Genomic DNA, 10,586 nt, shown 5'->3' with positions numbered 1-10,586 from the left:
GCCGCTCTGATGGTCGATCAAAAGCATAACGGCATCGTTGGGATCAATAACCGGACGCTGGCCATTAAAGTTAGCTGAACTGCTCATTTTAAGTCTCCTGTCAGTCTTGTCTAACAGAAGCCCTCCACTTTTGACGGGGAAGTCCGGAGTTCATCGCCAAGGCGGTGCGGGAGTGGATCAGGGCCGTCGGCGCAAAGACCGCATTCATCGAACCGGGAAGCCCATGGGAGAACGGCTACTGCGAGAGCTTCAACTCGAAGCTGCGTGACGAACTGCTCAACGGGGAGATCTTCTATAGCCTCGCCGAGGCAAAGGTCATCATCGAGGCATGGCGGCGCTACTATAATACCGAGCGGCCACACTCATCGCTCGGATACCCCCCCGGCACCGGAGGCCATCATCTGGCCTGCGCCGCCGCGTGGATCGGCACCGTCATCCGCACAGCCCATGGCAGAAAAGCCGATCATGCATTAAAACTGAAACCGGACCACCCTATGGGGCAGGCCACGACGGCCGCTTCGTCCGCTCCAACCCAGTTGGAAATTCGACTCCAAACCGGTCCGACGTTAAGGCGGCTGCTCTCCAGATTCTCCCATATCTCCTTGCGGAGCAGGTCTTTATCCACATTGCGACCGGCCCGTCGGCCTGCTCGTTCCTGTTCTGTCGATTCCAGCGCCGAATTTAACGTTGAATGCATTTTTGAGGCGTCTTTATCTCACTAGCGTCACTTGTTCGATCTGCTTCCGATCGGAACAGCGTAAGTTTTCTCTACGCAACGGAGAGTAAGGTGGAACCTATATTATGAATAGTTGAGCGCTGTATATGGACTCTATATCGAATTGCTTATAACCTACTTGTGGTCTGGAGCCGTTTTCCGACTTCGAGAATCTGATTTCGAAGCTAAACATTCCTGCCTGCGGCATGAGCTTGTTCATGCCAAAGCAAGTGGAAGCTCAACTCGCCGCACTGGGCGGGTGCTGGCACTCTTTTCAACATTTGCACAGTTGTATGCTCCTCGTCAGAAGCTCTCTCTGGCCAAATCGTTCCGGTCGGCGACTTGAATGCGAGCCGCACTACAAAGTAGCAGGGAAAGGAAGCCAATTCCGTCAGGTGGAGCTTAACAAAAAGCCGCCGCCAATATCTGGCGGCAGCTCTATTCAACAAACACTTACCACTTCACGCGGAAGCCAAGTGTGCCTTTGTAGCTATAGCTATCGGCGAAGTTTTTGAGACTGGTATTGACTGATCCTTCGCCATAAATCGAGTATTTGTCACCGTTCCAGTTATAGCTGCCACCCAGACCAATACCGCCCCAGAGACGTTCGTTCTTGCTAGCAAAACTCGTGCCTGAAACATCGACCTTGGTTCCATCGAGGAACTCGTAATAAACGTTCGCGATACCATAGAGATAGGTTCTGTCGATAAGGCCGCTGGCGTTATACCAGGAGTTCTGGTGCTCAACAGCCAATCCGATGCGGCCCTGCAGGCTCTCTCCACGATCAAGGCTGATCCGCGCACCGAAAGCATCGTTGAAGTTGTCAAAATCGACATTCGAGTAAGTCAACTGTGCCTGTGGCGTAACCGACCAGCTCTGATCGATTGCAATCCGCTTGCCACTTTCCCCAGAGAAGGCATAACCGAAACCGTTATTCCCGTCAGCCAGTCCCATATTGGCTAGATCAGACATAAGATCGCTGTCATACCAAGTGACCTGCGCCTGACCATCGAGGAAGAAACCGTTGTCGCCATACCAGGTCAGTGTACCGCCAAAACCGTAGCCATCGGTCGAAATTTCGCCGTCACCATAGAGAGAACGTGTTTTGGCCTTGCCGTGGGCATAATGGACCGTGACCCCGCCGATCAGCTTGCCATTTTCCGTTTCAGCCAACATGCCATCAAGCCCGGCCTGCAATTTGAGCGTGTTGAAGCTGTAATCCGTCCCAGACGTAGAGAAGCGTGGATCGGCCTTTGTGCGCGCGCCTTCAATACGCCCCCATACACCGTTGCCCTCGATCAGATTGCCAGCTTCTTCTGCTGGAGCATATGGAGAGCCGACTGGATCGGCGCCTTCTGCGAGCATGATATTACCTGCATTGCTCCAGTAGCGATTGCCGACACGCTGTTGCAACGTCGGCAAGCCGTTCAGCCCCAGCAGAAGCTGCGGATAGGCCTCGTAACCAGGAACACCCGGCTGGTAGAGGGGCACTTCCTCGCCGCCATCACCGCCACCATTTGTTCCGCCGCCATCGACGGGGTCCTTGATGGTCGAACGCAGATACCAGTCACCATCGTTCGGATTGGCCTTGCCATTTTTGTAGAGTTGATAAGCATAGGCACCGCCGACGACAGCTGGAGCGTCCTGAAATTCATAGTCACCAAGCAGCGTAAAAGTTGCATTGGACGCTCCTCCAATGTCGACAATCTTGATGCCTTCATTCGTCTGGGCGCCGCTGCCACCGACATTCCTGACCGCCAGAATGCCAGTTCCACTCGTGTTTCCATTGACGACCAGCCTATCCGTTACGGAACTGTCGTTGCCAAGCACAGTTCCGATCTGGACGGTCCCACCATTGCCGATATAGTCGCTGGTCACGGTCAGCGTCGTTCCTGCTTCCGGCCCAAGATCGACAATTCCTGAATTGTTCAATGATTTCAGCGACTGGTTGAAATCATTGAGCGCCAGAGTGCCGGCCTGGGCAACAGCGAAATCAGAATTGGAGCTGAAATAGTTTACACCGCCTGCCGCGAGCGTTCCAGCCTCGACGGATGTCATGCCCGTGTAGGCACTCTGCTTGTTGAGAACAGTGATGCCGGTTCCGATCTGACGAACATTTCCTGTTCCGGAGATCACGCCATCGAACACGAGTGCGTCAGACCTGTTGAATGCCAGAGTACCGTTGTTGGCGACATCGCCGACAATTGATCCCGATGTCCCGCCATCGCCAAGCTGAAGCAGCCCCGAGGCAATGGCGGTGCCGCCGGTGTAGGTTCCCGTACCCGTGAGGACCAATGCACCGTCACCGGTTTTGGTCAGTGCTCCGGCTCCGGCGATATTTCCCTGCTGGGCGAGGGTTGTTCCCGCATCTGTTTCAATAGTTGCATTGCCAGCTCCGATGGTCGTCACCCGATTCATCACGATATTACTGGTCGAGTGCAATGTGCCCCCGTCGACGCCAAGAGGCCCGGAAGCTGCCCCCAGATTAGCGTCAGAACTGATCTGGACAGTTCCACCATTGATCGCGATTCCGCCGGTATAGGTATTGACGCCATTCAGGACAAGCGTGCCTGTACCGATTTTCGTCAGTCCGCCATCGCCGTTCATCACACCGTCGTAACCGAGCGTCGTCGCGCCAACCGTCTCGATTGTACCACCCCCAGCCTCAAGCACCGTAGCGCGATCGATGGTAAAGTCGGCTGCCGTTCTCAGCGTGCCACCATTAAAAGACATGCCGCCCGTTGCATCACCGAGGTTCGCATTGCTTGTGACCTGAAGCACGCCGCCATTGATCGCCGTGCCGCCTGTATAGCTATTGTTCCCTTGGAGAACGAGCGTGCCGAGATCTGTCTTGATCAGCTGGGTGTTGCCGGTAAGTACCGAATTGATCGTCGCGGTATAACCCGCACCTGCAGCCGTACCATCACCCACACGGATAATCGACGACGGTGCGCCTACCAAGGTGATCGCATCCCCGGTGATGACATAACCATCGCTCGCAAACTGCATGCCTGCTGCACGAACAGCACCGACGTTATTGTCGACCGTTACAGTTCCGGCTGTAGCCATGAATATGGCGAAAGCATCGTCCTGATACGGCGCGTTGATAGCTCCCGTTGGTTCGGTCCAGTTGATGTTGGTACCACCTGAACCTGAGCTCTGCCAGGTACCGGTTCCACCATTGACCGCGCCGTTGCCAATAGCACCGTTTGATGCGGGCCAGACGTCCCAATAGTTCAAATTCAATCCGCTTGTATTGACCAGATTGACCTGATTGGCCACCGCCGTCTGAACGTAGTAACCGCTCGCGGGAATAGTTCCAACCGTCAAACCGTTATCGGTCAACGTGCCATCATAGCTGATGACACGGTAAACACCGGGATCAAACGATCCACCGGGCGTAGCGGTAACGTTGATTGTGCCGTCGAGGGTCAGATTTCCGTGAACCGTTGTCAGATCGTTGAGTGCCCCCCCAACGACATTGGCCTGTCCGAAACTGTATTCGAGTGTGGAGCCACCACTTAGGGCGAGATCTCCGTTGATTGTCAGCGCTCCGGGAACAGCTCCCGCGCGACCGGGCGCAAGCGTGCCGCCATCCTGTATCGTGACGTTGCCACCGATTGTGCCAACGCCGCCTATTGTTGCACCGGTTCCTACGCTTGTTGCACCTGTCGCAGCGCTTTGATCGCCATTCACATAAAGCGCTCCGCCCGTTACCGTCGTCGCACCGCCATACGCATTGGAGCCCTCAAGATTCAGCACACCACCACCTGCCTTGGTGAGGCCGCCCGATCCCGTGATTGCCTGCGTTACATTGGTTGTATTGCCATTCGTATCGAACGTGCCCCCACCGGCATCCAAAGTGATGGCGCGACTATTCGCGAGATCGAACGCGGTGTCGAAACGTAGCGCGCCACCATCGAAGGTAAGGCCGCCGCTCGCATTGCCGAGGGCCTTGTCGGCCGCGACAGCAATTGTACCTTCATTTATTCTCGTGCCACCGGAATATGTGTTTCCAGCTGGGGCATCTGGCGTCAAAGTCAGGATCCCAGCCCCTGTCTTCTCAACAGCGCCGATACCGACGATCTGGCCGGTATAACCGCCGTCATCGGGTTGGGTGAAGCGAACAAGACCATCGTTAAGAACATTGTTGATATTGTTGGTTGCGACGGTTTTAACCGGAAGACTTTGCGCACGTGCTTCGAGAGTGCCGTCGGGGCGAACGATCACATTGCCGGTGTAATCTTTATTATTACCCGTAAGGGCCAGCGTTCCATCATTCACTGTAACAGTAGTGAACCCCGTGAGGCTACCGCTCACCGTCCACAAACCGTCGCCGTTCTTCGTTAGGGTGGTGAAGTTTCTGAGCGCACCTGCGAGGGTATCCCTGGAACCCAGAATACCTTGCAGAACGAGGTCATTAACGCCGCCGCCACCGTTAATGTTACCCGTTACGACAGAATTTGGCTCAAAGGTGAGTGTATCGTTACCACCTGCAAAGCCCAGATCGCCGACGACCTGACCGCCAGTACGGTTGATGAAGTTGATACCGGCGCCGCCATTGGTACCGATGACGCTGCCGCCACCGAGCTTCTGGATGGTTCCGAAGTTGTCTACCGTATTCTTGGCGCCAGTTGCTTGGTCTTCGAACCAGATTGCGGCGCTGCTTTGTCCCTGAATAAGGCCATGATTGATAATCGTATTACCGAATCCATGGACGTTGACGGCCTCGGCACGCGTGTTGGTGCCGTTCGCAACAACCTGTCCGCCTTGTTCGATAGTCAGCCGTCCGTTGCTGCCGAACTCGATGGTATTCGGACCGGTCCCGAACGGGCCTGAACCGGATGGGGTGGAGTTGTTTGTGACGCTTGCGCCGTTACGAACATTGATCGTACCGCCATCACCAATGCTGATGGCAGGAACGTTATTCGTGTTGATCCCCGCTCCCGACTGCACATCGACGGACCGATTGTTATCCGTACGCCCCGTACCAACAGTCGTCGTCCACACTGCCGGCCCTGTTGTCGACGTACAAACGGTTGAACTGCCCGTTGTCGTGCAGGCGGCCAGCGCTTGTGACGGGACGAGATAAATAGCAGCCGGGACAAAAACAGTGAACGCAAACACTGAACATGTCGAAAGAAGGGCGAATTTTCGGTGCAGCATACGGTACTCCTGAGCTAACTAATTTAGTTTTAGCTAACATACCGGAGTGCAATTTATGATAGCATATTTGCAACTGCAGATAATTTTTGTTAATCATGCACACGGACGCGTGTCGTAGCCTGAGAAACATTCAAGATGTCTTCCAGCGCCATAGGGACGTTGAGATGGCTGATTTTCAAATGGTCCCGAATAAATTTTTAGCGATTGGCGCCATCTAAGCGGCTAATATATAACGATATAATTATAATATATTCGAACAAAATTATTATTTTTCATACGGGTAATCGCATTACGATATCGTCGGTCGGTGCCTTTCTTCTGGGTGGATTCTGGAAATGACCGCTACCGCCACATCGGACGTTCTGCAGGCTTTTGCCCTGCTTTGCATTTTCCTGCTCACTGATGTGTTACTGCCCGACTGTTAACGAGATGATTCCGGTTGCGATGCAGAAAAACGGCAACGTAATGAACAATGCCCTTTAAGCGAATACAGTCGCGCAAACTATTTTCCTTAGCAGAAAGCGGGCCAAGCCAAGAGCGAGATCGATAAATTCTGGGGGTGATACTTGTAAGGCTGCTCCACAGCGTCGATCCCCGATTGCACCTCAGGTGATTTCCTTTGCCGCCTTTGTACGTATCGTTCGCACATCTTGCATAAAGCCTTACACCGCTGCGTGGGCGGCGAGCAGTTTCTTCTGCGGCCCGGCCTGCAGGGTACCGGCGCACTTGATGACGGTATCGGCCGCGTTCAGTTCGGTTTGGGAACGAGCCACCTTCATCCATCATCAACACGCTCTTCCGCAGTTCTTACGCAGGAGCATCGGACGAATGCTCCTGCAGGTAATGTCTGACTGGTCTACCAAGACTTAACGATTGAAGTGCGTTTCCCTCAATGGGCTATCTGGAGGAGATCACAGCCGAACTCAGTTTCCTGATCTATCAGTTTACCAACGAATCTCCTCGCCGTTATAGGACATAAATACCCCACTCTGAGGAGCGCCGGCGATTACCTCCCTCAATCCACGGGCGCTGTCTTTTGCATTCACGACTGCCCCTTCCCCACCCATATCGGTCTTTACCCAGCCAGGGTGAAGTGCAATCACCTTTATGCAGTCGGCCTTAAGATCGGAGGCCAGCTGAGTGGTCGCCATGTTCAATCCAGCTTTGGAGCACCGATATGCATAATCGTCGTCGTCATCATCGAGCAGCCCCTCGGAGATCGAACCAGCACGACTGCTGATATTGGCAATCATTGGCTCCTTACCGCGCGCCAGATTTTTTCGTAATGCACGCGCTACCAGAACAGGGCCGAGCATATTTGTCTGGACGACTGCCATAAAATCATCCGGATTGAGCGGCGCAAGGCCAGCAATGCGACTGCGAACAGCCGCATTATTAATGACGAGGTCCAGAGGCCGCATGTTCAGACGATCCGCTAGCGCTGCCACGGAAGCCGGATCAGCCGTATCAAGTGTCTCAAACTCGACGCGATCGACGTATGGCGCGTTAGGCTGGCAGCGACCACAAGCGATTACATTCCAGCCCTCCACCGCATATTGCAGTGCCAGTTCGCGGCCAAGGCCACGCGTGGCTCCGGTAATCAGGACAGTCTTTTGCCCGCATTCAGCCAATCGCCGCGCTCCTCGTTTCAATGTTTCCGTCCTGTCGTGCGATGAGGGCATAGACTTCGCCGGAATATTTCACGCGCCGCTCCTGGGTTTTGAAATCGATATGTGTGATGCCGAACGGTGTCGTGTAACCAAAGGCCCATTCAAAATTGTCTGTCAGTGTCCAGGCGAAATAGCCCCTCACCGGCACGCCCTCATCAATGGCTTTGGCGACCTGCTCCAAATGATCGACATAATATTTTGCACGCAGATCGTCCCAGACATGCCCGTCCGGCCCCACATCTTCCGGCTGCGTTGCCACGCCGCTTTCGGAAATGTAGATTTCCTTTGGCGCATATCCGTCATTTACGTAATGCAGAATGTCATAGATGCAGCGCGGCCAGATTTCATAACCAACTGCAGAATAGATGCCTTCCGGCTGAACACGGCGATAGTTGAGTGGCGGCAATTCGTCACCTTCAGCGATCACAGACCGGCGATAGATGTTGATGCCCAGATAGTCGAGCGGCTCCGCAATCGTCTTGTTGTCTTCCGGATGGATGGGCGGCAGGAGATCGCCGTAAAGCTCCAGCATGTCCTGCGGATAAGCTCCCTTGAATACGGCATCAAGGAACCAGCGATTCTGTGCGCCATCGAAACGTTTCGCTGCCGCGACGTCACGCGGATCGCCGGTGGCCGGTTCCGCCACGTTGAGATCGAACACAATGCCCACCGATACATCCGCGCGTTCTGCACGAATGGCCTGAACAGCCTTGCCGTGGCCAAGCAGTGCATGATGGCTTGACGTGACCCCACCCTTCACACCATCAGCCAACCCCGGCGCATCTTCGGCGCTGGCATGGCCTGACCAGCAGAAGGTCCATGGTTCATTGAGAGTCGTCCATTTCTTGACACGATCACCGAAACTGCGAACGGCAACCGCGGCATATTCGGCCAGGGCATCCGCAGTCTCCCGGACATACCAGCCGCCCTTGTCCTGCAAAACCTGCGGCAGATCCCAATGATAAAGCGTCGCATAGGGTTCGATACCCACCTCCAACAGATCGTCTATGAGGCGGTCGTAAAAGCTTATCCCCTTGGTATTGACTGCACCGTACCCCCCCGGCAAAATCCGAGTCCAAGCGAGGGAAAAGCGATAGGCTTTGAGGTCCATCGCTTTCAGCACCGCAATGTCCTCGAGCCAGCGATGGTAATGGTCGCAAGCAACGTCGCCGCTGGACTGGTCTATGATGGCACCCGGCTTTTTGCAGAAACGGTCCCATATGCTCTCACTCTTGCCGTCTTCATAAGGGGCGCCTTCGATCTGATAGGCCGAGGTCGCGGCACCAAAGGCAAATTCGTGTGGAAAGACCAGTCCGGAGGCGCGCTTCTGTAGGTCTTGGCGGGCTTTAACGATGTTTGGCATCATATTTTCTCTCGATTGTGCTGACGAGACTGGCCGCAGCCAGCGTGAGGAGGATGTAGAAGATCGCAGCCGAATTATACGGCGCAAACGGCAGGAAACTTGCTGACTGGAACTCGCGCATGCGCTGCGTGATATCCCGAATGGACAGGATTGACAGAAGCGATGTGTCCTTGAGAATAGCGATCAGCTCGTTGCCGAGCGGCGGAATGATGATACGAAAAGCCTGCGGCAGGATCACCAGACGGGCGGTCTGCCAGCCGTTGAGACCAAGGCTGCGTGCCGCCTCGATTTGTCCCCTCGGAATGGCGTTGATGCCGGATCGGAAAATTTCTGCCAGATAGGCCGAGTAGGCCAACGCCATCGCCGCCACACCGCGAGCCATGTTCGGCGGATCGATCACGCCCTGCGTGGCGTCCTTCAGCGCGCCACTCAAGGGCAGACCGACATAGAGCACGATGACAAGCATGGGAATGCCCCGGATCGTATCCACGATGAATTCAGCGCCGATGGAAAGGGGATGACGGCGATGGATATGACCGCAAGCCGTCAGCAATCCGAGCGCAATGGCCAAAACGACGAAGGCAATGCCCGTCGACTTGTCGCGGTCGTTCAACGCTTCCGTCTGCCACAGGACAGGCATGTTCGCCGGGACTGAAGCCGCCGGAAGCAGAACCGCGCTGACATCGGCCTTTTTGCCAAGGGCGGCGAGCGCTTCAGGCGGACCGCGAAATGTGCGCAATGGCACTTCGTTTTCGGGACCACCGGGAAACTGGCCGTATCGCACCGTGCCGATCATGCTTGATGGAGTGCCGGTCACCACGCCGATCTTGCCATCGAGCGTGCCTGCGAGCGTATAGGCCTGACGCGGCTGAAACAGAAACCAGGCCGCCATGCAGGCCATCAGCAACGTCAGGCCGATGAAGGTGAAGTCTCCCCGGCTGCTATATTGAAGCTTTTGCAGGCCAACCCAAAGCAGAGCCAGAAGCGCCGCAATGATATAAGCCGAAATGGCAGCCCGAATGGTTGTTGCAACCCCGGCGGCAAATGCCACATGCGCTGCAAAGAGGACGAGAAATAATCCAAGCCCGTTGATCGCTGCAAGCAGGATGAAACCCACCTTGCGCGATCGCGACAACCCGTTCCCGGATCTGCCCGCCAGGCACAGGAGCAGGCCCAGAACGGTCGCACCGAGATAGCTCAACAGGATGATGAACCCGTACCGATCAGTCGCCAGTGCCGCGGCCTCGGTAAGTCGCCGTGGTGTGACGCCTTTCATCACGAGATCGGACGTGAACGGATCGACCCCATTCGCCACAACCGAGTGCAGGTAGGGGTACACGACAGGTGTTGCCACGAGTGCGGCAGCCGACAGGAGATTGAGCGCCGAACAAGGAACTACCCAGCGAATATAGTTCCTGCGCATGAACAGAATCGTGGCGGGACCGGAAACAAAGGCTACGCAAAGCAGCACAAAACCCGGCACGAAAGCTGATGATCCCGGCTCGACTCCCAGGATCGCCAGAAGCGAACGTTGGTAATCGTTCGAACTGGCGAAGAGATAGACGACAAATGGCAGTGCGGCGAGCACGATCATGTTGCTCGGACGCAAGCGCATCAAAAAATACATTTGAATCGTCTCCCGACCCTCTGGACACGACGTTCCAGAGGCGTT

At 55.3% G+C, this 10,586-nt stretch carries 4 protein-coding genes and 1 pseudogene; 1 reads left to right on the top strand and 4 read right to left on the bottom strand.

What is annotated here, in order from left to right:
- Positions 1-143: 143 nt before the first annotated feature.
- Positions 144-474, top strand: a pseudogene (locus JNC70_RS20630) (integrase core domain-containing protein); the annotation flags it as partial.
- A gap of 694 nt (positions 475-1,168) precedes the next feature.
- On the opposite strand, the gene JNC70_RS20625 reads toward JNC70_RS20630, so the two are convergent.
- From JNC70_RS20625 to JNC70_RS20610, 4 genes are all read right to left on the bottom strand, one after another.
- Positions 1,169-5,725 (bottom strand): autotransporter outer membrane beta-barrel domain-containing protein, encoded by a 4,557-nt coding sequence (locus tag JNC70_RS20625; protein WP_374788911.1) that lies wholly within the window; start codon positions 5,723-5,725, stop codon positions 1,169-1,171.
- 1,100 nt (positions 5,726-6,825) lie between these two features.
- Positions 6,826-7,512, bottom strand: a complete 687-nt coding sequence (locus JNC70_RS20620; protein ID WP_104755816.1) for an SDR family oxidoreductase — start codon at positions 7,510-7,512, stop codon at positions 6,826-6,828.
- Positions 7,505-8,914, bottom strand: coding sequence for a GH1 family beta-glucosidase (locus JNC70_RS20615; RefSeq protein ID WP_245414762.1), 1,410 nt, complete (start codon positions 8,912-8,914; stop codon positions 7,505-7,507). Before JNC70_RS20615 ends, JNC70_RS20620 begins: the two co-directional genes overlap by 8 nt.
- Positions 8,898-10,541 carry an amino acid ABC transporter permease gene (locus JNC70_RS20610; protein WP_104755814.1) on the bottom strand — a complete coding sequence of 548 codons (1,644 nt, stop codon included), beginning with the start codon at positions 10,539-10,541 and terminating at the stop codon, positions 8,898-8,900. The genes JNC70_RS20615 and JNC70_RS20610 overlap by 17 nt, the downstream gene beginning before the upstream one ends.
- Positions 10,542-10,586: the final 45 nt, after the last annotated feature.

Source organism: Brucella oryzae, assembly GCF_041929965.1.
Lineage (GTDB): Bacteria > Pseudomonadota > Alphaproteobacteria > Rhizobiales > Rhizobiaceae > Brucella > Brucella oryzae.
Note: the sequence above shows the minus strand (reverse complement) of the source record. Positions and strands in the feature narration are given on the sequence as shown.